The sequence below is a fragment of the Catonella sp. genome (assembly GCF_052173895.1).
Classification (GTDB): Bacteria; Bacillota; Clostridia; order Lachnospirales; family Lachnospiraceae; genus Catonella.
The window spans coordinates 1-26,220 of record NZ_JBQMXS010000001.1; the positions used below are offsets into that span (position 1 = coordinate 1).

General features: G+C 36.2%; 26 protein-coding genes and 1 other annotated feature. Of the genes, 4 read left to right on the forward strand and 22 right to left on the reverse strand.

The genetic code is table 11. The annotated features are described in order from the left end of the window. Window positions 1–170 precede the first annotated feature (170 nt). The 22 genes from rplA to ACTTG8_RS00110 all read right to left on the reverse strand — a co-directional run bounded on the left by rplA (window position 171) and on the right by ACTTG8_RS00110 (window position 21,243). Window positions 171–866 carry a 50S ribosomal protein L1 gene (rplA, locus tag ACTTG8_RS00005; RefSeq protein ID WP_442560099.1) on the reverse strand — a complete coding sequence of 232 codons (696 nt, stop codon included), beginning with the start codon at window positions 864–866 and terminating at the stop codon, window positions 171–173. Window positions 867–943: 77 nt separating this feature from the next. Further along, window positions 944–1,369: a 50S ribosomal protein L11 gene (gene rplK, locus ACTTG8_RS00010; protein WP_442560100.1), complete on the reverse strand. Its 426-nt coding sequence runs from the start codon at window positions 1,367–1,369 to the stop codon at window positions 944–946. Window positions 1,370–1,382: 13 nt separating this feature from the next. Beyond that, on the reverse strand, window positions 1,383–1,913 hold the full coding sequence (nusG, locus tag ACTTG8_RS00015) for a transcription termination/antitermination protein NusG (RefSeq protein WP_442560101.1): 531 nt from the start codon (window positions 1,911–1,913) through the stop codon (window positions 1,383–1,385). A gap of 20 nt (window positions 1,914–1,933) precedes the next feature. Next, a complete protein-coding gene (gene secE / locus ACTTG8_RS00020; protein WP_442560102.1) occupies window positions 1,934–2,143 on the reverse strand; it encodes a preprotein translocase subunit SecE in 210 nt (69 codons plus the stop codon). A gap of 26 nt (window positions 2,144–2,169) precedes the next feature. Next, complete coding sequence (rpmG, locus tag ACTTG8_RS00025) at window positions 2,170–2,319, reverse strand: 50S ribosomal protein L33 (protein WP_023356034.1); 150 nt, start codon at window positions 2,317–2,319, stop codon at window positions 2,170–2,172. Window positions 2,320–2,427: 108 nt separating this feature from the next. Continuing rightward, window positions 2,428–3,309 carry a DegV family protein gene (locus tag ACTTG8_RS00030; RefSeq protein ID WP_442560103.1) on the reverse strand — a complete coding sequence of 294 codons (882 nt, stop codon included), beginning with the start codon at window positions 3,307–3,309 and terminating at the stop codon, window positions 2,428–2,430. Window positions 3,310–3,326: 17 nt separating this feature from the next. Beyond that, a complete protein-coding gene (locus ACTTG8_RS00035) occupies window positions 3,327–3,905 on the reverse strand; it encodes a hypothetical protein (RefSeq protein ID WP_442560104.1) in 579 nt (192 codons plus the stop codon). 23 nt (window positions 3,906–3,928) lie between these two features. Further along, window positions 3,929–4,837, reverse strand: a complete 909-nt coding sequence (locus ACTTG8_RS00040; protein ID WP_442560105.1) for a methionyl aminopeptidase — start codon at window positions 4,835–4,837, stop codon at window positions 3,929–3,931. A 52-nt stretch (window positions 4,838–4,889) separates the two neighbouring features. Beyond that, the gene (locus tag ACTTG8_RS00045) at window positions 4,890–6,677 is read right to left on the reverse strand and encodes a Na/Pi cotransporter family protein (protein ID WP_442560106.1); all 1,788 of its coding nucleotides are present in this window, start codon (window positions 6,675–6,677) and stop codon (window positions 4,890–4,892) included. Continuing rightward, entirely contained in the window at window positions 6,667–6,987 is a 321-nt protein-coding gene (locus tag ACTTG8_RS00050) for a rhodanese-like domain-containing protein (protein ID WP_442560107.1), read from the reverse strand. The genes ACTTG8_RS00045 and ACTTG8_RS00050 overlap by 11 nt, the downstream gene beginning before the upstream one ends. A gap of 201 nt (window positions 6,988–7,188) precedes the next feature. Further along, window positions 7,189–7,794 (reverse strand): HAD family hydrolase, encoded by a 606-nt coding sequence (locus tag ACTTG8_RS00055; RefSeq protein WP_442560108.1) that lies wholly within the window; start codon window positions 7,792–7,794, stop codon window positions 7,189–7,191. A 155-nt stretch (window positions 7,795–7,949) separates the two neighbouring features. Next, a complete protein-coding gene (locus ACTTG8_RS00060) occupies window positions 7,950–8,750 on the reverse strand; it encodes a hypothetical protein (RefSeq protein ID WP_442560109.1) in 801 nt (266 codons plus the stop codon). Then, a complete protein-coding gene (locus ACTTG8_RS00065) occupies window positions 8,735–9,442 on the reverse strand; it encodes an ABC transporter ATP-binding protein (RefSeq protein WP_442560110.1) in 708 nt (235 codons plus the stop codon). The genes ACTTG8_RS00060 and ACTTG8_RS00065 overlap by 16 nt, the downstream gene beginning before the upstream one ends. 18 nt (window positions 9,443–9,460) lie before the next feature. Further along, window positions 9,461–9,820, reverse strand: a complete 360-nt coding sequence (locus ACTTG8_RS00070; protein ID WP_442560111.1) for a GntR family transcriptional regulator — start codon at window positions 9,818–9,820, stop codon at window positions 9,461–9,463. Between the two features lie 177 nt (window positions 9,821–9,997). Continuing rightward, complete coding sequence (locus tag ACTTG8_RS00075) at window positions 9,998–11,023, reverse strand: branched-chain amino acid aminotransferase (RefSeq protein ID WP_442560112.1); 1,026 nt, start codon at window positions 11,021–11,023, stop codon at window positions 9,998–10,000. Between the two features lie 149 nt (window positions 11,024–11,172). Further along, window positions 11,173–12,414, reverse strand: coding sequence for a GTPase HflX (gene hflX, locus ACTTG8_RS00080; protein ID WP_442560113.1), 1,242 nt, complete (start codon window positions 12,412–12,414; stop codon window positions 11,173–11,175). Then, window positions 12,411–13,337 (reverse strand): BsuBI/PstI family type II restriction endonuclease, encoded by a 927-nt coding sequence (locus ACTTG8_RS00085; protein WP_442560114.1) that lies wholly within the window; start codon window positions 13,335–13,337, stop codon window positions 12,411–12,413. Before ACTTG8_RS00085 ends, hflX begins: the two co-directional genes overlap by 4 nt. Further along, window positions 13,330–14,817: an Eco57I restriction-modification methylase domain-containing protein gene (locus ACTTG8_RS00090; protein ID WP_442560115.1), complete on the reverse strand. Its 1,488-nt coding sequence runs from the start codon at window positions 14,815–14,817 to the stop codon at window positions 13,330–13,332. The genes ACTTG8_RS00085 and ACTTG8_RS00090 overlap by 8 nt, the downstream gene beginning before the upstream one ends. 9 nt (window positions 14,818–14,826) lie before the next feature. Beyond that, on the reverse strand, window positions 14,827–16,005 hold the full coding sequence (locus ACTTG8_RS00095; RefSeq protein ID WP_442560116.1) for a tetratricopeptide repeat protein: 1,179 nt from the start codon (window positions 16,003–16,005) through the stop codon (window positions 14,827–14,829). Window positions 16,006–16,253: 248 nt separating this feature from the next. After that, the gene (locus ACTTG8_RS00100) at window positions 16,254–18,947 is read right to left on the reverse strand and encodes a valine--tRNA ligase (RefSeq protein WP_442560117.1); all 2,694 of its coding nucleotides are present in this window, start codon (window positions 18,945–18,947) and stop codon (window positions 16,254–16,256) included. A gap of 71 nt (window positions 18,948–19,018) precedes the next feature. Further along, window positions 19,019–19,258, reverse strand: a binding site (T-box leader). A 76-nt stretch (window positions 19,259–19,334) separates the two neighbouring features. After that, entirely contained in the window at window positions 19,335–20,513 is a 1,179-nt protein-coding gene (locus ACTTG8_RS00105) for a phosphoribosylaminoimidazolecarboxamide formyltransferase (protein WP_442560118.1), read from the reverse strand. 22 nt (window positions 20,514–20,535) lie between these two features. After that, window positions 20,536–21,243 (reverse strand): IMP cyclohydrolase, encoded by a 708-nt coding sequence (locus tag ACTTG8_RS00110; RefSeq protein ID WP_442560119.1) that lies wholly within the window; start codon window positions 21,241–21,243, stop codon window positions 20,536–20,538. A 301-nt stretch (window positions 21,244–21,544) separates the two neighbouring features. On the opposite strand from ACTTG8_RS00110, the gene dapF reads away from it, so the two are divergent. From dapF to nagB, 4 genes are all read left to right on the forward strand, one after another. Next, window positions 21,545–22,420, forward strand: a complete 876-nt coding sequence (gene dapF / locus ACTTG8_RS00115) for a diaminopimelate epimerase (protein ID WP_442560191.1) — start codon at window positions 21,545–21,547, stop codon at window positions 22,418–22,420. Continuing rightward, window positions 22,417–23,898 (forward strand): UDP-N-acetylmuramoyl-L-alanyl-D-glutamate--2,6-diaminopimelate ligase, encoded by a 1,482-nt coding sequence (locus ACTTG8_RS00120; RefSeq protein WP_442560120.1) that lies wholly within the window; start codon window positions 22,417–22,419, stop codon window positions 23,896–23,898. Before dapF ends, ACTTG8_RS00120 begins: the two co-directional genes overlap by 4 nt. Then, a complete protein-coding gene (locus ACTTG8_RS00125; protein WP_442560121.1) occupies window positions 23,895–25,358 on the forward strand; it encodes a UDP-N-acetylmuramoyl-tripeptide--D-alanyl-D-alanine ligase in 1,464 nt (487 codons plus the stop codon). The genes ACTTG8_RS00120 and ACTTG8_RS00125 overlap by 4 nt, the downstream gene beginning before the upstream one ends. 101 nt (window positions 25,359–25,459) lie before the next feature. Continuing rightward, window positions 25,460–26,194, forward strand: coding sequence for a glucosamine-6-phosphate deaminase (gene nagB, locus ACTTG8_RS00130; RefSeq protein WP_442560122.1), 735 nt, complete (start codon window positions 25,460–25,462; stop codon window positions 26,192–26,194). The last annotated feature ends 26 nt before the right edge of the window (window positions 26,195–26,220 follow it).

Consider the following 26,220-nt stretch of genomic DNA (forward strand, 5'->3'; position numbering starts at 1 on the left):
TAAACCTATCATACTAAGAAAAGAGTACCTCTCAACCGGGTACTCTTTTCTTTATAATTAAAATCTCCTATTATTTAACAAAAACCACCTGTATCATAACAGGTGGTCATTTATATGCGCGATGTAAAGGAAAGGGGCTTCTCACTGCCTAAATGTCAACTTTTTACTAATTAGCCTACCAATTTAGACGTATTTATTTTGATACCAGGGCCCATTGTAGAAGCTATTGTCACACTTCTTAAATACTGACCCTTAGCTGAAGCCGGCTTTGCCTTTATTATAGCGCTCATAAGTGTTGTGAAATTATCTGCGAGCTGCTCTTTAGTAAAAGATGCCTTTCCAACCGGTACATGTACAATATTTGCCTTATCAAGACGGTACTCAATCTTACCTGCCTTAATATCCTGAACAGCCTGAGCAACATCCATAGTTACTGTTCCTGCTTTAGGGTTTGGCATAAGCCCCTTTGGTCCGAGTACACGACCAAGACGACCAACAACTCCCATCATGTCAGGAGTAGCTACTACTACATCAAAATCGAACCAACCTTCATTCTGAATCTTTGGAATGAGTTCCTCACCACCAACAAAATCTGCACCTGCTGCCTGAGCCTCATCAAGCTTTGCACCCTTTGCGAATACAAGCACACGAACAGTCTTACCTGTTCCATGAGGAAGCACAACAGCACCACGAATCTGCTGATCAGCATGACGACCGTCTACACCAAGTCTGATATGTGCCTCGATAGTTTCATCGAATTTAGCCACAGCTGTCTTCTTTGCAAGATCTACTGCCTCTTCTGTATCGTAAGCCTTAGTCTTTTCAACAAGCTTAGCTGCGTCCTGATATTTTTTTCCTCTTTTCATTATTAAAACCTCCTGTGGTTATCTAACTCTTCGACCTCTTATTATGGGGGTCTCCCACTCATAACAACTAATATATATTAGTCTTCAATAACAATGCCCATGCTTCTAGCTGTACCGGCTATCATGCTCATTGCAGCCTCAACACTTGCTGCGTTAAGATCCGGCATCTTAAGCTCTGCTATCTTCCTTACCTCAGAAGAAGGAATCTTAGCTACCTTATTCTTGTTAGGCACACCTGAAGCAGTTTCAATCTTAGCTGCTTTCTTTAAAAGCACTGGAGCTGGAGGAGTCTTTGTAACAAAACTAAAACTCTTATCTGCATATACAGTAATCACTACAGGGATAATCATTCCCTCATCTTTAGCTGTACGTGCATTAAACTCCTTTGTAAACTGGACAATATTAACACCATGCTGTCCAAGTGCAGGTCCTACAGGAGGAGCTGGAGTAGCCTTCGCTGCAGGAATCTGTAATTTTATATAACCTTCGACCTTCTTAGCCATATCATAACCTCCGTTAAATCTTATTGATATCTGCGAAACTAATTTCTACCGGCATCTCACGAGTCATGGAATCAATATTTATAGTTACAAGCCTCTCTTCAAGATTGACTTCAATAACTTCACCTTCTTTATCTTCCCAAGAACCCGCAATTATCCTTACCCAATCTCCAACTTCTATATCAGCTTCCACCAGATCATTCGGTTCCTTCAGCATCTGAGCAATCTCTTCTTCTGAAAGAGGCACCGGCTTAGATCCGGGGCCTACAAACCCTGTAACTCCCCTTATATTACGAATAATATACCAAGTGTCATCTGTCATCTCCATGTTTATAAAAACATAGCCAGGGTAGAGTTTTGTTGGCTTAGGTTTAGCTTTTCTGCTTTCCTTACCCACTTTAACTGTTGTAATATTTTCAACCGGTACAAGAACTTCTTTAATCTTGTTCTCTAAGTCTCTGCTCTTTATAGTCGCTTCAATGTCATCTTTGACTGCATTTTCATATCCTGAATAAGTATGCACCACATACCAATTAGTTTCTGCCATATAATCACCTTTTTTCAATATTAAAGAACACCATTGATTACATACTGGATGCCCAAATCAAGAAGGGCTACTGCGCCTCCAAGTACAATAGTAGTAGCTATTACAGCAACTGACTCTTTTGTAAGGGACTCTTTGCTTGGCCAGATTATCTTATTAAATTCCGACTTGACTTCCTGAGAAAAATTAGCCTTAGCTGTGTTCTCAGCAGCCTGATTCGCCTTGTTTCCCATTCTACATTCCTTTCAACTAAACACAATTACTTTGTTTCTTTGTGTAAAGTATGTCTCTTGCAGAATCTGCAATACTTCTTTGTTTCCATTCTTTCAGGATGAAGTTTCTTCTCCTTCATCGTATTGTAGTTACGCTGTTTACACTCTGTACATGCCAGTGTGATTTTAACTCGCATTAATTTCACCTCCGCTTTAAAATTACCTTGTTTTTAGGCATAAAAAAAAGACCTCTTTCATCTCGCTATACCAATATAGCACAGAAAGGACAAGTAGTCAATATTTTTTTACTCGCCCCTCTCCTTGCCCCAAAAAAATACAGCAACAGTACCGGGTCCTGAATGACTACCTATAGTTGTTCCTATATTATTTATCAGCACCTTACCTTTAATTTGTCTAAAATTTTCTTCAATAAGCATAGCCACCTGCTGTGCATCTTCTAAGCAGGCAGACATAGAAAGATAGCATTTATCCGAATAACCATATCCATCATCAGCCAACTCTTTCATAATCTCTACTATTCTCTCATAAGCCCTTTTCTTTGTTCTTATTTTCTCCCTAAGCTTAAGCTTTCCTTCAACATTTACATTAAGAAGAGGACAGATACTCAACATATTCCCAAGAAAGCCTTCTGTCTTTGAAATCCTACCACCCCTTACATAATAAGTAAGATCTGTTGAGAAAAACCAATGATTAATCCTAAGCTTATTAGTCTCAGCAAAATCTCTTATTTCATCTATGCTCCAGCCTATATCTCTCAAATCTGCAAGCTTATCCATAAGCAGCCCCGTACCCGAAGAGGCTGCCAAACTATCTACTATATAAATTTTTCTTTCTGTATATTTGGACGCAAGTTCATTTCTTGCTATCATCGCAGAGTTAAAAGTTCCTGTAATCCCCGAAGACAGTGTAAGGTGTAAAACATCCTTCCCCTGTCTTAAAAATTCTTCAAAATAATCCTCGTATTCTTGCACACTTATCTGCGAAGTACTGGTTATCTTACCTTCAGCCATCTCCCCATAAAATTTATCTATAGGCATCCTTCCATCATCCAAGTATTCCACTCCATCCAGCGTAAAATGAAAAGGTATTGTTTTTATTTTCCTATTCTCATAATGAGATGCTGATAAGTCTGCTGTTGAGCAACAGCTTAATACAAAATCACCCATTTAACCTCCTCAAGCAACTATTTCATTGCCCTTATCTCCTTAACCTTAATCCCCTTTTTTTTAAATATTTTTCTAATCCCCTCTAACTTCTTTTTTGGTACTTCTACAATAAGCCTGTCAATTCTTGACACTCCCTTGAACATATCTTTATCAACATCTTCAATTTCTGCATCCAAGATAACTTTTCTTAGGCCTTTTAACTCTGCAAAGGCACTGTCACTTATTGAATTTACAATGATTTCTGTATCTTTATATTCTACTTTTTTAGGAATATATATAAGCGTTGTTTTTTCGTTGACTACTCCTGTAAGTTCGGCATAAGCCTTTCCTTCATCTATATCTGTAACAACGAAGTTAAGACCCCCATCATCAAATTCATCGTCTTCTTCGATATTTTCCTCCCTGTTCTCATCTGTATCTTCGGTATCTTCATTATCAATATTTTCTTCTACCTCAGAATCCGCTTTCTCAGAATCAGTCTTCTCTGCTATCTTTACTGCATTCTCCGCTTCTGCCACTTCTTCCAAATTACTTAACGCAAACATAAAGGCAAATATAACTATCGCCATAAATTTTATCTTATTTAGCTTATTCATTTTATCTCATTACTTCCTTATTACTATGATGCCAAAATCTCATAACCGTCTTCTGTAACTGCCACTGTAACTTCCCACTGTGCTGAATATGAACCATCCTCTGTATAGACAGTCCAATCATTAGATTCATCTATGAAAATATCTGCCCTTCCCTCATTTATCATAGGCTCAATAGTAAATACCATGCCCGGAGCAAGTACATAGCCCGTATTTTTCTTGCTTACATAGCTCACCCAAGGATCCTCATGAAAGTCTATTCCAACTCCATGTCCTCCTATTTCTCTTACTACTGAATAGCCATGTTTCTTTGCATAATCATTGATCACCTGACCTACATCACCAAGGCAAGCCCAAGGCTTAACTGCAGAAAGACCTATATCTATTGCCTCTCTTGCTACTTTTACAAGCTGTCTATCCTCAGGAAGTACATCCCCTATTAAGAACATTCTTGAGGCATCAGCATAAAAGCCCTTGTAAATAGTAGTTACATCTACATTCACTATATCGCCATCTTCAAGTATATCATCTTCCGAAGGAATACCATGGCAGACCTGATCGTTTATAGAGGTACACACACTCTTAGGAAAGCCCTCATAATTAAGGGGGGCTGCTATTCCTCCAAGCCTTGCTGTCGTTTCTACAACAATAGAATTAATTTCTTCTGTACTCATTCCAAGTTTAATCTTCGCTGCAACCTCGTCAAGTATAGCATTATTTACCTTGCCTGCCTCTCTTATGCCATCTATCTGAGCAGTATTTTTTATCATCTTGCGAGTAGGAATCTTCCTTCCAAAAGCTTTAAGTCCGGCCATCTTCTCATCAAAACTCTGGTGACAGTGCTTATACTTACTGCCACTTCCACACCAGCAGTCATCATTCCTGCCTATCTTATTTAAAAACATTTTTCTACCTTCATTCTTTTCATTAGCCATTACTAACTGACTAGTTAAAACTATACTTTTTTTAGAGACTAAAGTCAAGCTATTAATATGCTATTTCATCTGAAAGCCTGTATTTTTCTTTATACCCTTCAAACTTAGCAATAAACTCAGGACTATTACTGTTTTTTAAATCATTCAGATAGCCATGTGTTTCAAATGATGAAGTTTTACTCTGAATTATGCAAACTGCAATATTGGAGCAATGATCTGAAACTCTCTCACAATTTGAAATAATATCAGTTAAAAGTATACCAAGTTCTGCACTGCAAACCCCCATCTGAAGTCTCTTTATATGTCTATCTTTCATTTCCTTGGTAAGTCCATCTATTACCTGTTCAAGAGGTTCTATCTCAGCTGCTTTTCCGGCATCATCTTTCGCAAAACATTCCACTGTCATATCAAGGATTTCTGCAAGAGCCTTGTGCATTATCTTAAAATCATCCAAAGCTGACTCAGAGAATTTTAATCCTTTATCATTCATCTGCCTTGCAATTTTATTGAGATTTATAGCATGGTCACCTATTCTCTCAAAATCATTGATGGAATGTAACATTTCAAATATAGTATTTCCTTCCACCGTATTCACTTCTTTAGAAGATAATTTTATAAGGAAAGAACCTATCTCATCTTCTAAATAATCAAGGCTTGCCTCATCCTTCCTTATTTCTTCACTTTTTTTATTGCTGAAAGTTTCAAAGTTTTCTAAAGTTCTTACTATATTTATATTTGCAAGCCTACTCATTTCTTTTACCTTACTCCTAGCCTGAGAAATCGCAAGCCCTGGAGAAAGCAAAAGTCTCTCATCAAATAGCACTTCTTTTTCTGCCTCTTTTTCAGCTCCTTCATCCTTAACTACCGTATAGGCTACCTTAAGTAAAATCTTACTAAAAGGCAACAGAATACAGGTAGTAAAAAGGTTAAAGCCGGTATGGAAAATAGCTATTGCGATAATGCTTATAGGACGGTCAAATATTACAAGCTTAACAAGGTATCTTAATAAGAAATAAATAACCAAGCATACAGCAGTACCTATAATATTAAAACTTATATGTACTATCGCAACTCTTTTAGCATCCCTCTTAACCCCTATAGAAGAAAGAAGGGAGGTCACACAAGTTCCTATATTTTCGCCCATGATTATAGGTATCGCCATACCGAAGGTAATGGAGCCTGTAAGGGAAAGTGCCTGTAACACACCAACTGCCGCAGCAGATGACTGGATAATTCCCGTAAATACAGCACCTATCAACACACCTATTATCGGATTGTTAAATGCAGTAAGTACCCTTGTAAATTCAGGCATCTTTGCAAGTGGCGACATTGAGTCACTCATCATGCCCATTCCATGCATAAGAAGAGCAAAACCTATTAATATAGTACCTACATTTTTCTTTTTCTGCGTCTTACATGCCATCATCATAAATGCACCGATTATAGCCATAATAGGTGCAAAATTGGCAGGTTTTAACAAAGAAATAAAAAAGTTTTCTGTCTGTATGCTATTTAAGGATAACAACCAAGAAGTAGCTGTCTTTCCTACATTGGCTCCAAATATAACAAAAACAGTCTGGGAAAGGGTAATTATCCCCGAATTTACAAGACCTACCAGCATTACCGTAAGTGCTGACGAAGACTGTAAGGCCACAGTAATTGACACACCCAAAAAAAGACTCATATATACATTGGAGGTCAGCTTTCTAAGCATAGTTTCAAGCTTTCCTCCGGCAACTTTTTCAAGGCTAGTGGAAAGAACATTCATACCAAATAAAAAAAACGCAAGTCCGCCAAGCAGCGAAAAAACAGAATAAATAGTCATCTTATTATCTTTCAAGCCTTCCTTTATAATCCATAATACCACCAATATTTACAACTTTTTCATAGCCCAATTTAACAAGTCCTGCTACCATCCTTTTACTCCTGCCACCACTATGACAATATACATATATAGGCAGACTCTTGTCTGTAAACATAGATTCAGCTTTTTCAAATCGGCTAAGAGGAAGATTCTTGCTACCCTTAATATGTCCTCCTGCATATTCATCTGCCTCTCTTGCATCAAGCAAGATTGCCCTTTGTTCACTCTGATACTGTTTAAGTCCCTCATTTATATCAGGACTTCCTAAAAAATCAAAAACTCCCATTTTCGCTCCCTTCATAAAATAACATCTGTCTTTTAAGAAATTAATCTGTAAATTATTTGTGCTTGTATCCTGTGTACATTGCTAAGGCAAAACAGACTGTAGCTGCAATAGCCCAAAATTTATGATGTTTCATAATCTTCCCTCCTTTTGATGATAACTCGTCTACATCTTCATTATAACAAAAATATATGCTTTATACAATTACAGTATGGCAACTCTTTTCATAAATTTTCTAAGAAGATTTACATTACCGTTATACTGATAGCCGTCTATCCCACATTCGTAAGCACCTCTTATGTTCTCAGCAATATCATCTATAAAAAAACATTCCTCTGCTTTCAGCTTATAAGTATTAAGTACATACTCAAAAAATTCCCTATTTGGCTTTACCTCCTTAATATCTGCTGAAACTATCTTTGCATCTAAAAGCTTAAAAGCCTCTATACTATCCTCATATTTATGAAAGGACTCAGCCGCATTAGAGCAGAGAAACAGCTTGTAACCCTTGTTCTTCAAATCCTTTATCAGCTCATACATTTCAGAATTTTCAGTCTTATATTTATACCAGGTATAAATCACCTCTTTCGCAAGGGCATGATACTTTTCATCCAAGTCCTTTATTATTTCTTCATAAATACCTTCTTCTGTAAGCTCTCCCTTATCCGACTTCCCCCAAGCTTTGGTATAGACTATCTTGTATTTTAAAAAATTAATCAACTTAACATCCTTTGTATACATAGAAAGAAGATAATCCGGAGAAAAATCCATAATTACATTACCCATATCAAACAAAATATTTTTGTACATAAACACACCTCTTTACCAAAATACTCATTTACCGCATAGATTCATTTTAACATAGATTAAACTATTTTAAATAGATTAATTTTAAAAATAAAATAAAAGCCTGTCAGACTACTATTGTAGTAGTCCGACAGACCGAATCCGGAAATCATATTCTATTACAAATTAAGTTTCTTTTTCATAATCACAATGCTGATAACGGACATAATTGATATGCCAATAACCTCAAGCCCTATTCCCCAACAAGCCATTACATTGAATATATCTCCCGGAAGACTGTAATTTCCAAATATTTTCTCTGGTATGCCGGATTCAGCAAGTGATACAATTCCAATAGCTCCTGTTATTTCCAATGCGGTTGTTATTAACCAGTAAACAATAATTGTACCTGCAACAGGGTGTGCCTTCCAGTTCTGTCCTATTGATATACAAAGGAAGATAAGTGCAAAGGCTGCAAAAACTGCAAGAGTTCCTCCCAATACTGCAAGAAAATATGTTAATCCTGTTATATGAAACTCTTCCGATACCTTAAACCAGTCATCTAATGAGGTAGTACCTACAGATAAAATTTCATTTACAATCCTTACAAATGGATAGCCAAGGCTTACTAACACTGTGATAACTGTACCTATACTTGAAGATATAAGCATTGCAAAATAAATAGCAGTTTTTTTAACTGGTAAGGTATGTGTCAAATACCCTTCAACAGAATAGACTTTTTTGTAATATCTTATTGCAAATACTAAAACTATTATAATGTTCACTGCAAAAATTGATAACAGATAAATTCCTGGAAAAATTCCGAAGATATTGTCAAATACACTTCCTACAAGCACTCCTGAATTATAAATCTGTTCAAACACTACTGAAAGCAGGTGCATTCCTAAAACAATTACATTCACCAACAAAAGCAGTTTTCCTATATTTCTAAATTCATTTTTCATTAATTTATAGAACATGCAAACACCTCCCTAAATAATCCGTCTATGGATTTTCCTTCCTTCTCTCTTATGTTTTCTGCACTATCATTTAATACAATATTTCCATCTTTAATAAATACTACATCGTCAAGAATCTTTTCTATTTCAGAAATAAGATGGGTTGCTATAATAACTGTTGCACCGGGATTTATATTGTTTAATATAGTCTTTAAGATATATTCCCTTGCTGCAGGGTCAACTCCGGCTATGGGTTCATCAAGTACATATATCTTAGCCGCCCTGCTCATAACCAAAATTAACTGAGCCTTTTCTCTATTTCCTTTTGATAGAAATTTAAACTTCATATTAGGATCTATATCTAGACTATTTAGCATTTCAAATGCTTTGTCTTTATTAAAATCTGCGTAGAAGTCTGCAAAAAGTTTTGTACATTCAGCAAAACTCATCTCATCTCCAAGATAATCCTTATCAGGCAGGTACGAAACTACCGACTTTGTTTCTATCCCCGGAAAATTGCCTTCTATCCTGAGTTCTCCTGATGTAGGAGTAAGAAGTCCATTTAACATCTTAATAAGGGTAGTCTTTCCACTTCCATTCGGTCCTAAAATTCCAACTATTCTCCCCTTTGCTAAGCTTAAATTTATAGCATTTAGGGCTGTTTTTCTTCCATATCTTTTTGTAAGTGTCTTACACTCTATTGCATTTCCCATTTTACTGTCCTTTCTCTTTTAATCTCTGTAATTTGCTATTAAACTCTGTATCTCTTCTATACTATAACCAAGTTCTTTCATGTAGGTCATACATCTCGATATTTCCCTTTCAGCCATAGTTTTTTTTGTTCCTTTAATCTTTTCCACATTCTCTGTTACTGTCCTGCCTGTACTCCTCATAGTTACCAAAAGTTCCTCTCTTTCAAGTTCACTAAGTGCTTTCTGCATTGTATTGGCATTTACTTCAGCTTCTGCTGCAAGTTCCCTTACTGAGGGAATCCTATCTCCTGCCTTATATACCTCAGTAACTATCCTTCGCCTTATTTCGTCCATCAGCTGTGGATAGATAGGCAGCCCTTCATCCAGTGACCACGCCATAGTTTCCTCCTTTATAATTTATTATTCCGTCCTATTGTTATGTTGTATTATGCACTTAATACATTATCATACTCATACATCTTTGTCAATAACATTTTTATACTATTTTTATTAAGATTTATTAAAAAAAACAGTAAATCTTCTTTTTGATTTACTGTTTTCTTCTAAATCTATATATTATTTAACTTCGTATATCCACCCCTCCGGAGCAGGAAGTCTTCCCATCTGAATACCTGTAAGGGTATCGTAAAGTTTCTTAATCACAGGTCCCATTTCATCTGCACCATACCTAAATGCAATTTCCTTACCATGGTCTACTACTCTTGCAACGGGGCTTATAACTGCTGCCGTTCCACAAAGACCACACTCTACAAAGTCACCTAATTCACTTAAATATACTTCTCTTTCTTCTACTTTCATACCAAGAATATGCTCTGCTACATAAAGGAGCGAACGCCTTGTAATAGATGGAAGAATAGTATCTGATTTAGGTGTAACTACTGTACCGTCCTTTGTTATAAACAGGAAATTAGCACCTCCTGTTTCCTCTACCTTTGTTCTTGTAGCAGCATCAAGATACATATTTTCTGCATAACCTTCGTTATGCGCTACCACAATAGAGTGTAAACTCATAGCATAATTAAGTCCTGCCTTTATATCTCCTGTACCTCTTGGTGCCGCTCTATCAAAATCACTCACCTTTATAGAAATACCCTTAGTCCCTCCTTTAAAATAAGATCCTACAGGCGTAGCAAACACTCTGAACTGATATTCATCAGCTGGTTTCACGCCTATTACAGGGCTAATTCCAAAGGCATAAGGTCTTATATATAGCGTAGCACCGTAGCCAAACGGAGGGACGAAAGCCTTATTTGTTTCAACAACCCTAATTACAGCCTCTACAAATCTATCTTTACTAAATACAGGAATTTCAAGTCTTCTACAAGATTCTTCAAATCTCTCCCCATTTAAGTCGGGTCTGAAAGTAACTATTCTGCCGTCTTCTGTAGTATAAGCCTTAAGTCCCTCAAAGCAGGTCTGTGCATACTGCAAAACTCCTGCACACTCACTCATTACAATCTGATCATCATCAGTAAGTCTTCCCTCATCCCAAGCTCCATTTTTATAATCCGATACATATCTTTTATCTGTTTTAATATATCCAAAACCTATATTCGCCCAATCTATCTTTGCCTTGTCCATGTTTACCTCCCAAATATAATTATAGACTTTTAATCTAACATTCGCAGCTTTCGCTGTCAACAAAGCTTAATATTCGTTATACCTAATATAACCTGATAAAATAGCTGCTTTAATACTACTTTTGTAGAATAATAGTGAAAGTAAATTTCCTACAACAAACCTAATTGTCCTGCCACAGCCTTTGGCACATAGGCCTTAACCCTTATACCTTCTCCTTCATATTCTTCATGTAAAAGCTGTCCTTTCTTTCTTATGACTGATATTTTGGAAGTATCTGCATAAGGCAAAACCATATCTATAAGTACCTTACCCTCTCTTAAAATCTCAGTAATCTTAGCTAAAATCTCATCTATCCCTTCTCCTGTCTTAGCTGAACCCTTAATTAGAGCATCTGCTTTTAAATCTTTAATTATATTTTCATTTTCTATTTTATCCTGTTTATTTAAAAATGTTATAACAGGCTTGCCTATAATTTTTAATTCCTCCAAGGTAGAATATACCACCTTCATCTGCTCTTCTACTTCAGGATTTGAGGCATCAGCCACATGAAGAATCAAATCTGCATACTTTGCCTCTTCTAGGGTACTCTTAAATGCATCTACCAAGTTATGTGGCAGCTTGCTTATAAAACCTACCGTATCAGTAAACAGCACCTCTTCCCCATCAGCTATTTTAAGACTTCTCGTTGTAGGGTCCAGTGTTGCAAAAAGTTTATTTTCAGCCAAAATTCCTGCATCAGTAATTTTATTTAAAAATGTTGACTTTCCTGCATTTGTATAGCCTACTATCGCAATAACAGGAATACCGTCTGCCATCCTGTGTTTTCTTAAGGTATCTCTTAAACTTTCTATTTTTTCTATTTCTGTACGAAGTCTGCTTAGTCTTTCTCTTATAGCCCGTCTGTCCGTTTCTAACTTAGACTCACCCGGTCCTCTTGTTCCTATACCTCCTCCAAGTCTTGAAAGATTTTTCCCAAGCCCTGTAAGCCTTGAAGAACGGTATTTAAGCTGAGCCATCTCCACCTGAAGTTTTCCCTCACTGGTCATGGCATGGGCTGCAAATATATCAAGAATTATTAAGGTTCTATCAAGTACCTTTACTTCCAGTTCATCTTTAAGGTTAGATAGCTGAGCAGGAGAAAGTTCATCATCGCAGACTATACCATCCGCTTCAAGTTCCACAACAAGCTCCCTTATCTCCTCTACCTTTCCCTTACCTACGTAGGTTGCCTTATTGATATTCTCTAAATTTTGAATAATCTGCCCTACTGCCTCACCACCTGCTGTTTCTATAAGTTCAGCCAGTTCTCTTAGGCTCTCTTCCATCCTATCCTTGCCTGTTTCTACACCTACTAAGATGAATTTTTCTTTTTTTTCTGATGTTTGTATCATGTGTTCTCCCTTGGCCCCATAAATCTGTCACCATTTAAATGTATCATATGTTCCGGCATTTCTGAAATCCAAACTTCTGTATCCCAAGCCAAACTGTCTGCAAACTTTTTATATGTTGAAAAATTCTGAAATGCTGTTACAAATATTTTACCTGCAATTACATTCTTTGTCATTTCAGAAATTTCAATGATTCGCTTTGAATCCATAGGTCCTACAGAAGTTACTGATTCAATAAAATATATCCAATTTTTATCTTCTCTGTATAGAACTACATCAGGCATTTTATCATGTAATGTAATTTCAAAGCCTAATTTCTGTAACTTACTAATATTCTTAACTAAATCTTTTTTCACTGTGTCGCCTACATAAAGACATTCTGAGTTTGGTGCAAATCTTGGTGCAAATTCTTCAATAATCTCTTTTTGTAATTCATTATGTTTGCCACTAGAAAATGTAAATTCCTCGTTATTTATTTTAACAGGCATTTTTGTCCTTTCTTTTTTAGATGCATAAATTGAAATTAAACTTTCATGGTATAGATTAAATCTCTCAACCGCTTTACCTATCTTATATGTTCCTATATTACGAAGTAATTCCAGCGTTTCTTTAGTAAGTCTGTATCTATAATTTGGACTGTTGGTGGCTTTTCCATTATCTTCAATCAAAGCTGCTGTACGAAAATGGTGAAGTGCTTTTTTCCTAATTGTTTCTCTACTATTTTCTGCATAAAATATTGCATAGCTGTCACCTACAAACAAAATAATATCATGAATACGAATCCATTCATTTTTAGCTGCTTTCCAATTATCATATTCTTTTATATCCGCCAGTGCAAGTAGTGTATAGCAACACAAATCCGTCCACTGCTCTTTAGGCATACCAATTTCTTGCAATAACCATCTTGCTTCATCTAACTTACCCACAATACTCCTCCAATACTCTGTTACAACTTTCTTCTGACAAATCTTTTGTTTTTATTATCTTTTTCCCCATTTCTTGTATTATATTTAATTCCGGAATCGGCATTGTATTTATCTCAGTTGAATTTACCTGTGTAGAGCCATTTAATATTCTATAATATGAATCATATATTGTTGAATTAAAGATTGCATATAATCCATGTACTAAACACTCTGATAATTCAATACTTATGCCGGCAATAAAATTAATTTTATTCTGTGTACTTATTTGCTTATAATTCGGATATTTTTTAGCTAAATATATTCCACACTGTAATCTCCGTTTTTCTTCTTTTGCTGTAAATCTTTTTACGAATAAATAATTTTTATTTTCCTGTTTTAATCCTTCCTGATCTGTAACAACATATTCATATTCTCTACTGATAGGAAATTTTACAACACCATTTTTAATATGCTGTGAATAGAAAATTGGAATAGCACCTTTTTCATCTTTTTTCCTTAAAATATCTCTATTCCTAAAATCAACAGTCAAACCAGTTTTCATTTTAAGTCCTATTTGTGGTAATGTATATTTAAATCTATTTAATTTTTCTAAAATTTTAACTTCATTTTCATTTGTAACTAAATATACATATTTATCCTCTCCTGATACAACCACATCATAAGGCACTTGAAATTCAGTTATATTTTCAAAATCTTTGTTTGTTTTTGAAGATGTAATTAGTATTTTATTGGGTTTAGAATACGTTTTCTTTATTTTAACAATAATAGTTTCCTGTAACACATCCTCTTTATCAAACACCTTATTCCTACTGATAAATAAGTGGATATGTTCTAACTTGCCGTTTGTTAAAAAATATTCTCGGAACTTCTTAAAATATACACCTGAAGTCCAAGATCTGGGAATAATATAAACCATTTCTCCATTTTTTTTCAAATTAAATAAACCCATTGATGCAAACAGAAAATATAGGTTTGGTGCTCCATAACACACATCCTGCATCGCCATTGCTTCCGGTGCATCTTTAGGAATTTTTATGTAAGGTGGGTTACCAATCACAAAATCATATTTTTTAGCTTTTTTATTTCCTCCTATCATATAATTAAAATCCAAATATTGGCTTGTTACATAGTTATCTGTAACAATATCATACTTAAACTCTATTTCTGCATTTCTTTTTATATAATTCAAATTATTTTCTAATAATTTAATAATATTATTATCCGTTTCATAACACGTAAGTTTTATTTTCTTAACTTTTTTCTTTTCCTGCATTACTTCTACGAATGCACAAGACAAAATGCCTGATCCTGCCCCTGCATCAAGCACCTCTATGCAGTCTTTATCTTCTGATAGCGAAAATAAACCAGCCATATACATTGCTGTTTCTTTACTTGTAAAAAATTGTCCATATTTTTTTCTTTCTTCTCTAGACATTTCATTTATATATAAATTAGTTTTTTCTATAATCTCATCTATCATAGTTTCTCCCTACTTTGCCTTCCTCGTCGAAAGAAAAATAACCTCTCTTGCCATCTTTTTATCTTCCGGATAAAGTCTGGTATATTCTAATCCTGCTTCGTATGCCTTGTCATAGTCTGTAATCTTTTCATAAAGAACAACTTTTTTAAACATTAGCTGTTTCATTGCTGATATGTCTTCCAAGGCTAAACCCCTAATAACATAGTTTAGAGCATCTTCATATTTTTCTTCTTTCATCAGGCAATCTGCCATTCCATCATACCATCCCGAAATAGTTACCTTACCCGTATCCTGCTCATACTTTTCAAAAAGCGATTTTGCTCCATTAAAATCATTTTCTGCCATAGCTAATTTTGCAAGGTAATAGGAACTTTCAAAAATCCCCTTAGTGTAAGCTGTATTTAAATATTCCTTAGCCTTGTCCAAATTTCCTCTCAAATACTCTAAAACACCGGCTTTATACCTGCTTACATCATCAGTTATCTTTATCCCTGCCGCCTTATTAAGCACTTCTAATGCCTTATCCTTTTCTCCTTTTGCAGATAAAATTTCATACTTTCCAAAATATGCATCAAAGTTATCCGGCTCTTTTTCTATGGCTAAATCATACTTTTCTGCTGCCTCCACTGCCTTTCCCATAGCAAAATAGACTTCCGCAAGTTTACTGTAAAGACTTACATCCGGCTTTTTCGCTTTCAACATTTCCTCATAAATACTTGCCACCCTTCCATAATTTCCAAGTTTCACTTCTGTAAGTGCAATATACTTCTTAATATCCTCATCTAATGCAGCCACATCTTTAATAGCAGATGCACTTGCAAATTGTAAAAGTGCATCTGAGTATTTTCCTAATTTAAGATATGCTATCCCCTTACCTCTAAATAATGCCTTATTATTCTCCCTTACTATCTGATTATCCTTAGGCGAATATCCCTTATCAAAATAATTGACAGCTTCCTCATATTTTTCAAGTCCTATATTTGCAAAACCTGCAGCTATATAAAATTCTGCCCTTTCAGAGTTTTTCTTAATAGCCTCTTCATATGCCCCAAGAGCCTCTTCATATTGATTTTTTTCCATAAAACTGTTACCTGATTTATAATATGAATTAGCAGAAGTTACATTACAGGCTGTCAAAAATATAACCATTATTATTGCTGTCATTCTATACATCTTTTTTATAATCATCTTATATCGCCTCCTAATTATCGCATAATAGAGTATACCTTGAATAGGAATTTAAGATAAATCTCCTGTTTAACAAAAATCAGAGGCACATATATGTGCCTCTACTCCAGACTCTATGTAAAATCACATAGCCACTTTACAATCAATTTAAAATTATTCTTGATATTTTAAATAATTATAGCACTGAGAATGGAGTTTTTCCAGTCCTCAGTGCTATTTATTTAACAGGAAATCAAAACCTTTATTATTTAGTTTTTCTTAAATCTTTCAAGCTGATTTTCAACCTGTTTCATCATCTCTGTGTATTTTGCAAGTTTCTCTTTCTCTTCATTTATCTTAGCCTCAGGAGCCTTAGACACAAATTTTTCGTTATTCAACATACCGTTTGAGCGAGCAATCTCTCCCTCAAGCCTTTTATGCTCTTTAAGAAGTCTCTCAATTTCCTTATCTATGTCTACAAGGTCGCTAAACGGCATATAGATAACTGCCTGTGAAATTACTGCCGATACAGCATTTTCATCTATTCCGTCCTTATCTGCCTGCACTGCTACCTCGCCTGCATAAGAAAGGCTTGCAAAGAATTTTTCTCCCTCTGTAAATACCTTTCTTACTTCCTCTTTATCAGCAACTACTATAACCTTTGCCTTTCTTGATGGAGGCACATTCATATCTGTGCGGACTGCCCTTATACTCTTTACCGCCTCTTTAATAAGGGCTACTTCCGCCTCTTCTTTAACAAAATCCCATTCAGACTTAAATTCAGGCCAAGCCGAAATCATAATACTCTCTTCCATAGCCGATTTCACTGTTTCATTCGGCTCATTTTCACGAAGTGCCTGATATATTTCTTCCGTCACAAAAGGCATAAACGGATGAAGAAGTTTAAGCATGGTAATTAAAACAGTCTTGAGTGTAAATAAGGCTGCTGCCTTAGTTCCATCAGTATCGCTATAAAGACGAGGCTTAACCATCTCTATATACCAATCACAGAATTCTTCCCAAATAAAATCATACACTTTCTGTACTGCTATACCGAGTTCGAAAGCATCCATATTTTCAGTCATTTCAGCTGAAAGTTTATTTGCTCTGCTAAGTATCCATTTATCCGCAGGAGTAAGTACGGAAAGTTCTATATCCGCAGGAACTTCTGCCGCATCAAGATTCATCATTATAAATCTGGACGCATTCCATACCTTGTTTGCAAAGTTTCTGCTCGCCTCTACTCTTTCATTGTAGAAACGCATATCATTTCCCGGAGCATTTCCTGTAATAAGAGTAAATCTGAGTGCATCTGCACCATATTTATCTATTATTTCAAGTGGGTCTATGCCATTTCCAAGCGATTTACTCATCTTGCGTCCCTGTGAATCTCTTACAAGTCCATGGAACATAACTGTATTAAACGGTGCTTTGCCTGTCTGCTCAAATGCTGAAAACACCATCCTTATTACCCAGAAGAAGATGATGTCATAGCCTGTTACCAGTACATCTGTCGGATAAAAATAATTGTATTCAGGTGTTTCCTTCGGCCAACCAAGAGTTGAAAAAGGCCAAAGTGCTGATGAAAACCAGGTATCAAGGGTATCCTCATCCTGTCTTAAATGAGTCTTGCCACACTTAGGGCAAACTTTCGGCTCTTCTTTAGCTACTATTACTTCACTACAATCCCTGCAATACCACGCAGGAATTCTATGTCCCCACCAAAGCTGTCTTGATATACACCAATCCCTTATATTATCTGTCCAGTTAAAATAGGTCTTATCCATTCTCTCAGGGATTAGTTTTAGTTCACCCTTTTTTACAGCATCACTGGCAGGCTTAATCATCTCATCCATTTTTACAAACCACTGCTCTTTAATAAGCGGTTCAACTACACTGTGACAGCGATAACAAGTACCTACATTGTGGCTATGGTCTTCGATTTTGCCAAGCAGTCCTAAGCTGTCAAGTTCCTCTACAATCTTCTTTCTAGCCTCATATCTATCAAGACCTGCATACTTTCCACCATTTTCATTGATGGTAGCATCATCGTTCATTATGTTAATTTCAGGCAAATTATGGCGTTTTCCTACCTCAAAGTCATTAGGGTCATGGGCAGGAGTAATCTTAACCACACCTGTACCAAATTCCATATCTACATAGCTGTCCTCTATAACAGGAATTTCTCTTTCAGCTATAGGTAACCATACCGTTTTCCCTTTAAGATATGTATATCTCTCATCCTCAGGATTAACTGCTACCGCACTATCTCCAAGCATTGTTTCAGGACGGGTGGTAGCAAATTCAAGGAAGTTTGTCTTACTTGGCTTTCCATCCTCCATAATAGGGTACTTGATATGCCAAAAATGTCCTGCCTTTTCTTCATGTTCAACCTCAGCATCAGAAATAGATGTATTACATACAGGACACCAGTTTACAAGCCTTGAACCTTTGTAGATAAGCTTTTTATCGTAAAGCTTTACAAATACTTCCTTAACTGCCTCTGAACATCCCTCATCCATAGTAAAGCGTTCTCTCTCCCAGTCACAGGATGAACCGAGTTTTTTAAGCTGAGATATAATTCTGCCTCCATACTCTTCCTTCCATTCCCATGCACGCTTTAAAAAACCTTCTCTGCCTAATTCCTCTTTGGAAATACCCTCCTCTTTCAGTTTCTCTACTATTTTTGCCTCAGTTGCTATGGATGCATGGTCTGTTCCTGCCTGCCAAAGTGCCTCAAATCCCTGCATCCTCTTAAAGCGGATAAGAATATCCTGCATAGTATTATCTAAGGCGTGTCCCATATGGAGCTGTCCCGTAATATTAGGAGGTGGCATCACTATAGTAAATGGTTTTTTATTAGGGTTTACCTCTGCATGGAAGTAGCCTTTTTCTGTCCAGTTATGATAGATTTTGTCCTCAATCTGTTTTGGATCGTAGGTTTTTTCAAGTTCTTTTTTCATGAATTTCTCCTTTTGGTTTTGTAATAAAAAGTATTTGCTTTTATACTAAAAAACTCCCACCCATAGCCTTAGCTAAGGGCGAGAGTCTATCCCGCTGTACCACCTTATTTTATGATAAAATTTTAACATTTTGTTTAAAATCATCACCTTTATCTCCGTAACGGGGAAACCGTCATCTCCTAATCTGCATACTGCACTTTCTCAGAGATGCTGTTTGAAAGCTACCTTCATCCCTTCTTCCTAAGATTTTGCACCAACCAATCTCTCTCTAATAAGAATACAGAACTACTCCTCTTTCGCACTACATTTATGTTTATGATAACTAATTGATGTAGATTTGTCAACTGTCTGTTTTTTTAACAAAACCTTACTTTTACCCATATTTTATTAATGATGGAACAGTCTCATACCTGTAAAGCAAAGTACCATATCATACTTATCGCAGGCCTCAATTACATTATCATCCCTAAGTGAACCACCGGGTTCTGCTATGTATTTAACACCACTCTTATATGCTCTTTCAATATTATCGCTAAATGGAAAAAATGCATCTGATGCAAGTGCTACATTGTCATTCTTTTTAAGCCATTCTTTCTTTTCTTCTTTGGAAAATATTGGAGGCTTTTCTTCAAAAAATCTCTCCCATACACCATCAATAAGTAATTCTTCACTCTCATCTCCTATGTAGAGGTCTATTGCGTTATCTCTATCTGCCCTACCTACACTTTCAAGAAATCTGAGATTAAGGGTCTTCGGTGCCTGTCTTAGCCACCAAATATCTGCCTTACTTCCTGCAAGCCTAGTGCAATGTATTCTACTCTGCTGCCCTGCTCCTATACCAATAGCCTGTCCGTCCTTTGCATAGCAGACTGAGTTCGACTGGGTGTATTTAAGTGTTATCATAGCTACTATAAGGTCATCAAGTGCCTCTTTAGTAAGATTTTTATTTTTACTTACTATATTCTTAAAAAGCTCTTCATCTATCTTGAACTCATTTCTTCCCTGCTCAAAAGTAATTCCAAATACCTGTTTTCTCTCTATAGGCTCAGGCTTATAGTTTTCATCTATCTGAATAATATTATAATTACCTTTTTTCTTGCCCTTAAGTATTTCAAGAGCTTTTTCAGTATATCCGGGTGCAATTATTCCATCTGAAACTTCCCTCTTGATTATGTTTGCCGTATCCTCATCACATACATCTGAAAGTGCAATAAAATCCCCAAAAGAAGACATCCTGTCTGCTCCTCTGGCTCTTGCATAAGCACAGGCTAAAAGACTCATCTCGCCCATGTCTTCTACCCTATAAACCTTCTTCAAATCTTCAGTAAGTGGTCTTCCTATTGCTGCTCCTGCCGGAGATACATGCTTAAAACTTGTAGCTGCCGGAAGTCCCGTTGCCTTCTTAAGTTCCATAACAAGCTGAATTCCATTGAACGCATCTAAGAAATTTATATATCCCGGCTTTCCAAAGAGTACCTTTACCGGAAGTTCATAACCATTTTCCATAAATATCCTACTAGGTTTCTGATTCGGATTACAGCCATACTTAAGTTCCATTTCTTTCATTTTAATTCTCTCCTTTAGGCTATTACTTGTTTTTATTGATTATTCTTGTTTCATATTTTCCGGTCTTAATCTCTATAAATCTTGTAAATAAAGATACCTTATTATCTTCATTAAGGCTCTTCCATATATTTTCACTAAATTCATCTATATCACCATCAAGACTTACTCTAACAGGCTCTCCCTCAAAACTCGGCAATGGCTCTACATCTTCCTTATAAGTATGTATGAACCTCCCCTCACCTGCAGGAATATTATCATAATCATAAAAATATCTGTTACAGCAATCAGGATTACCGTCATCACTCTTAAGTATACTCATCCTAAAATGAAGTTTCTCCATTTCCACATTTATAAGTGTCGAAATTCTAGGAGTGTAATTAGGTGCATCCGGTTCAAATTCACGTGTCATAAGGGCAGCATTAAAACATTTTCCGGCATTTATAAAATCAAAAATAGTATCAGTCTGATCACCATTTGTAATGATTGTTTTCTTACCTATAACCTTGACAGGAGAATAAATAATAAGACTAGGGTCTAAAAGTCTGCTTTCATCAAAAGCCTTAGTCCTAATCCCCTCTCCATCCTCTACAAAAACTCTATTTCTGCTATTCTCACTTCTTCCCATTATAAAATATGCAGTCATGGCATATTTTCCATCCTTGCTTTTGCCTACAATTATTCCTCTGCCGGGATAAGTTCCCACAGATAATATTTTACCTATACAATCCATATCATCCTCCTAAAATATCATTTATAATAAGTATAACTTCATAATATCACAGTTTATATTAGCTTTCAATATAAGATAACTTTATATTTTCTAATAGAATAATCCCGATTTTAATATTATTTGGGTTTTATTCTAATACTTTTTGTAATATAATAATACAAGTGTTAAAAGTATAAAATTTCGATTTTGGCACGCAAAAAATATGAGTAAGTAGCCATTTTTGTAAAAATGAGCAGATTACGAATATTCTTATAATTATTTCATAAGAAATGGAGATTATATGAACCAAAAAACAAAAGAAATACATTTTACAAAAATGCATGGTTGTAAAAATGACTATCTATACATAGACTGTACGAAAAATAACCTTGACAATCCATCTGAAACAGCCATCAAACTATCAGACAGGCATACAGGCATAGGAAGTGACGGCATCATCCTTATCTGCCCTTCTAAGGTAGCTGATTTCAGAATGCGAATCTTCAATGCAGATGGTTCAGAGGCAGAAATGTGTGGCAACGGAATCCGTTGCGTAGGCAAGTTTGTTTACGATTTCGGTCTTACCGGCAAAGACAAAGTAAGTATAGAAACAGGAGTTCGCAGTAATGAGGAGGAAAAGACCGGAATTATCCCTGAAAATCGTATCAAAATATTACAACTTAAGGTTGAAAACGGAAAAGTAGCAGCTGCTACTGTAAATATGGGAAGTCCCATTCTAACACCAAGTGAAATTCCTGTTACATCAGCCAAAGATAAATTTATCAATGAGCCTATAAATATAGATGGAAAAGACTGGTATCTTACCTGTATTTCAATGGGTAATCCACACGCAGTAACCTTTGTCGAGGATACAAAGAGCCTTGACCTTACTGCTATCGGACCAAAATTTGAATTTAACAACATTTTTCCAAACCGTACTAATACCGAATTTATAAGAATAATAAATAGATCCGAACTTGAAATGCGTGTGTGGGAGCGTGGTTCGGGCGAAACCCTTGCCTGTGGGACAGGTGCCTGTGCAGCTGCCTATGCCGCTATGTTAAACAATCTTGCAGATAATGAAGTAAAAGTGCATCTCCTAGGAGGTGATCTTAATATAAAATATGATACTGAGACAGGTCATATATTTATGACAGGACCTTGTGAAACAATATTTAGTGGGAGCATTGAAATATGATACTAAAAAAATTATTAGAAAACATTGAAATACAAAACATATCAAACGAAAGTGCTTTAGATACACTTGACATCACTTCTCTTTGTTATGATTCAAGAAAAGTTTGTGAGGGTTCTTTGTTTGTATGTATAAAAGGGACTACTGTAGATGGGCATAAATATATAAATGATGTTGTCCAAAAGGGTACTACCGTTGTCGTTGTAGAAGACAATATTTCTACACCTGAAGAAGTAACTGTAATTAAGGTTGCCGATACCCGATTAGCCCTTGCACTGCTCTCTGCAAACTGGTTCAATCATCCTGCAAAGAAACTTACAACCATAGGAGTTACCGGTACTAAGGGTAAAACTACAACTACTTATATGATATACGAAATCCTCAAGCAGGCAGGTAAAAAAACAGGACTTGTCGGTACTATTGAGGTAATAAACGGCAAAGAACATATCCATTCATTAAATACAACTCCCGAATCATATCTACTTCAGGAATATTTTGCAGACATGGTTAAAAACGGCTGTACTCATGTAGTTATGGAGGTAAGCTCGCAGGCCTTTCTTATGCATAGGGTAGCAGGTATTCTATTTGATATAGGCGTATTTACCAATATTGAGCCTGACCACATCGGTCCGAATGAGCATAAGGACTTTGATGATTATTTACATTGCAAGAGTCAACTTTTTAAACAGTGTAAAACAGGTATTCTAAATAGCGACAGTGACCATCTTAAAGAAATTCTTACCGGACATACTTGCGAAGTTATTACCTTTGGCACAGACAATGTAGACAACTCAGATTTCATCGGTAGTAATTCCCGTCTTCTAAAAAAAGGCGGTTCTCTTGGTACTTCATTTATAATAAGCGGCAAAAGCATAAACAGTTTCGAAATTGATGTAAATATGCCGGGAGCATTCAGCGTACACAATGCCCTGGGTGCTGCTGCTGTATGTCTAACTCTTGGGATAGATGAATCAAGTATTAAAACTGCCCTTTCTTCTATCCGTGTAAATGGACGAGTTGAAATAATGCCTGTATCCGACCGTTTTACAGTAGTAATAGACTATGCTCACAATGCAATGGGGCTGACCAGTCTTCTCACTACGCTTAAGGTCTATGAGCCTGGCCGCCTTATCTGCCTGTTCGGCTGTGGCGGTAACAGGGATAGGGCAAGACGATGGGAAATGGGAGAAGTCTCTTCAACATATGCCGACCTGACTATAATCACTTCAGATAATCCTCGTTTTGAAAAGCCTCTCGACATAATAGACGATATACTTACAGGTGTTAGAAAAGCCGGAGGAGAATACATCACTATCCCTGACCGAAATGAAGCTATCCGCTATTCTATACAAAACGCAAAAGATGGTGATATTATAGTAATTGCCGGCAAAGGACATGAGGATTATCAAGAAATACAAGGTGTTAAACATCACATGGATGACCATGAAACTGTTATGGATGTAAAAAGGAGCATTCTATGAAAATAACTGTAAATGATATATTAAACGCTACCGGTGGAAATTTGTTAAATGGAAGTTTAGATACTATAATTGACGGATTTTCCACTAATTCCAAGGAAATTGCAACTCTTGCTGAAAAAAATGTACTTTTTGTCCCTGTTATGGGCGAAAAAGTCGATGGTCACCTCTTTATACCTGCTGCCATAGCTGCCGGTTCAAAAGCCTTTTTTATTCGCAAAGGTCACAAGATGCCTGATGACATAGGTGATACAGCTGCCATAGAGGTAGAGGATACCGTATCTGCCCTCCAAACAACTGCACTTTGGTATAGAGAAAAGTTTGATATTCCTGTTATAGGAATTACCGGCAGTGTAGGTAAGACTACTACCAAAGAAATGGTTGCTGCTGCACTTTCTTCTATAAATATACATAAGACAAAGGGAAATGCAAACTCTCAGGTAGGGCTACCTATTACCCTCTTTGGAATAGAGCCTAACAATAAGGCAGCTATAATAGAAATGGGAATGAGCGAGCCTCATGAGATGGAAAAACTTGCAAAAACTGCAAGACCTAACTATGGAATATTTACAAATGTAGGTTCTGCACATATAGGAAATCTCGGCTCTAAGGAAAACATCCTCATCGAAAAGTTACACATGACAGACTACTTCACAGACAAGGACATACTTTTTATAAATTCTGATGATGAACTGCTTATGGAACTTACAAAGCCGGACAGCAAGTACAGGCCTAAAAATGTAAAAAACATCGTTACCTTCGGCACAAGTGAAGAGGCAGATTTCTATGCAACTTCTATTTCTGTTTCGGGTGAAGGTACGGATTTTGTAGCAAACTACAAGTCCGCTGAAGGAAAGCTTACCTCCGAGCATATACATCTTAATACCCTTGGACTTCACAATGTAAGAAATGCTCTCGCTGCAATAGCCATAGCCATGGAACTTGGAATTTCGCCTGCTGCATCTAAAGAAGGACTTTCTGAATACGAGCCGCTTAAGATGCGTGGTAACATATTAAAAGCTGGAGGGCTTACTATAATAGATGATACATATAATGCAAGTCCTGATTCTATGAAGGCTGCTATCCAGATTATCGGTGAAATGCGTGGCGGAATAGAACCTATCCGTAGAAGATTTGCTGTATTTGCAGATGTACTTGAACTTGGCGAAGATGCAAAGTCTGAGCATTTTGGTGTTGGTGAATATATTAAAAATTATAATAAAGAAGACAGTAGCCACAGAATAAACTATCTTGTAACTATTGGCACTGATAGTGAACACATTGGTTTCGGTGCTACTTCAGATATTCTTGAAACCAATCCTATAACCAAACATTGTAGTACAAACGCAGATGCAATATCCTATCTTAAAACTCTTCTTAAAACCGGCGATGCCATAGTAGTTAAAGGATCAAGAGGAATGCATACTGAAGAAATTGTACATGCTTTATTAAAAAGTGTGTGATTGATTTTACTTTAACAAAGGGGTATAATTAATTTTAATCGTAAATGATTAAATTAACTGTATAAATAACTTAAATTTATTAATGTATTAAGGAGGGTTTTATGAGGATTATTGTCACTAAAAATTATGAAGAAATGAGTAGGAAAGCTGCAAATCTCATAGCAGCTCAGGTTATGATGAAACCTGACTCTGTCCTTGGTCTTGCTACCGGCTCTTCCCCAATAGGAGCTTACAAACTTCTTGTAGAAGGCTATAAAAAGGGAGATCTTGATTTTTCAGACATCACTTCTATTAACCTTGATGAATATGTAGGTCTTCCTGCTGACCACAATCAGAGTTATGCGTATTTTATGAGAGAAAATCTCTTTAACCATGTGAATATCAAGATGGAAAATGTATTTCTTCCAAACGGTATGGAATCAGATGAAACTAAAGAATGTGAAAGATACGATGAAGTTATAAGAAGTCATGGTCCTATTGACTTACAACTTCTAGGACTTGGTGAAAATGGACATATCGGTTTCAATGAACCTGATTCTTTCTTTGCTGATGGAACTCATAAGGTGAGCCTTACTGAAAGTACAATAAATGCCAATTCAAGACTTTTCAATTCTATTGATGAAGTTCCTACATTTGCATATTCTATGGGTGTAGGAAGTATTATGAGAGCTAAACAAATTCTCTTAATCGCTTCCGGTGAGAAAAAAGCCGATGCACTTTGCAAGGCACTTTTTGGTCCTGTAACTCCTGAAGTTCCTGCATCTGCTCTTCAGTTCCATCATGATGTAACTATAATTGCAGATGAGGCTGCTTATGCTCTTATTGCAAAGAGATAAGTTTATTTAATAATACAACTGGCAAT

Excerpts from the sequence above, each read along its gene's own strand:
- rplA (WP_442560099.1), bottom strand. The coding sequence starts at position 866 with ATGAAAAGAGGAAAAAAATATCAGGACGCAGCTAAGCTTGTTGAAAAG.
- rplK (WP_442560100.1), bottom strand. The coding sequence starts at position 1,369 with ATGGCTAAGAAGGTCGAAGGTTATATAAAATTACAGATTCCTGCAGCG.
- nusG (WP_442560101.1), bottom strand. The coding sequence starts at position 1,913 with ATGGCAGAAACTAATTGGTATGTGGTGCATACTTATTCAGGATATGAA.
- secE (WP_442560102.1), bottom strand. The coding sequence starts at position 2,143 with ATGGGAAACAAGGCGAATCAGGCTGCTGAGAACACAGCTAAGGCTAAT.
- rpmG (WP_023356034.1), bottom strand. The coding sequence starts at position 2,319 with ATGCGAGTTAAAATCACACTGGCATGTACAGAGTGTAAACAGCGTAAC.
- ACTTG8_RS00030 (WP_442560103.1), bottom strand. The coding sequence starts at position 3,309 with ATGGGTGATTTTGTATTAAGCTGTTGCTCAACAGCAGACTTATCAGCA.
- ACTTG8_RS00035 (WP_442560104.1), bottom strand. The coding sequence starts at position 3,905 with ATGAATAAGCTAAATAAGATAAAATTTATGGCGATAGTTATATTTGCC.
- ACTTG8_RS00040 (WP_442560105.1), bottom strand. The coding sequence starts at position 4,837 with ATGGCTAATGAAAAGAATGAAGGTAGAAAAATGTTTTTAAATAAGATA.
- ACTTG8_RS00050 (WP_442560107.1), bottom strand. The coding sequence starts at position 6,987 with ATGGGAGTTTTTGATTTTTTAGGAAGTCCTGATATAAATGAGGGACTT.
- ACTTG8_RS00055 (WP_442560108.1), bottom strand. The coding sequence starts at position 7,794 with ATGTACAAAAATATTTTGTTTGATATGGGTAATGTAATTATGGATTTT.
- ACTTG8_RS00060 (WP_442560109.1), bottom strand. The coding sequence starts at position 8,750 with ATGTTCTATAAATTAATGAAAAATGAATTTAGAAATATAGGAAAACTG.
- ACTTG8_RS00065 (WP_442560110.1), bottom strand. The coding sequence starts at position 9,442 with ATGGGAAATGCAATAGAGTGTAAGACACTTACAAAAAGATATGGAAGA.
- ACTTG8_RS00070 (WP_442560111.1), bottom strand. The coding sequence starts at position 9,820 with ATGGCGTGGTCACTGGATGAAGGGCTGCCTATCTATCCACAGCTGATG.
- ACTTG8_RS00075 (WP_442560112.1), bottom strand. The coding sequence starts at position 11,023 with ATGGACAAGGCAAAGATAGATTGGGCGAATATAGGTTTTGGATATATT.
- hflX (WP_442560113.1), bottom strand. The coding sequence starts at position 12,414 with ATGATACAAACATCAGAAAAAAAAGAAAAATTCATCTTAGTAGGTGTA.
- ACTTG8_RS00090 (WP_442560115.1), bottom strand. The coding sequence starts at position 14,817 with ATGATAGATGAGATTATAGAAAAAACTAATTTATATATAAATGAAATG.
- ACTTG8_RS00095 (WP_442560116.1), bottom strand. The coding sequence starts at position 16,005 with ATGATTATAAAAAAGATGTATAGAATGACAGCAATAATAATGGTTATA.
- ACTTG8_RS00100 (WP_442560117.1), bottom strand. The coding sequence starts at position 18,947 with ATGAAAAAAGAACTTGAAAAAACCTACGATCCAAAACAGATTGAGGAC.
- ACTTG8_RS00105 (WP_442560118.1), bottom strand. The coding sequence starts at position 20,513 with ATGAAAGAAATGGAACTTAAGTATGGCTGTAATCCGAATCAGAAACCT.
- ACTTG8_RS00110 (WP_442560119.1), bottom strand. The coding sequence starts at position 21,243 with ATGGATTGTATAGGTAAAATATTATCTGTGGGAACTTATCCCGGCAGA.
- ACTTG8_RS00120 (WP_442560120.1), top strand. The coding sequence starts at position 22,417 with ATGATACTAAAAAAATTATTAGAAAACATTGAAATACAAAACATATCA.
- ACTTG8_RS00125 (WP_442560121.1), top strand. The coding sequence starts at position 23,895 with ATGAAAATAACTGTAAATGATATATTAAACGCTACCGGTGGAAATTTG.
- nagB (WP_442560122.1), top strand. The coding sequence starts at position 25,460 with ATGAGGATTATTGTCACTAAAAATTATGAAGAAATGAGTAGGAAAGCT.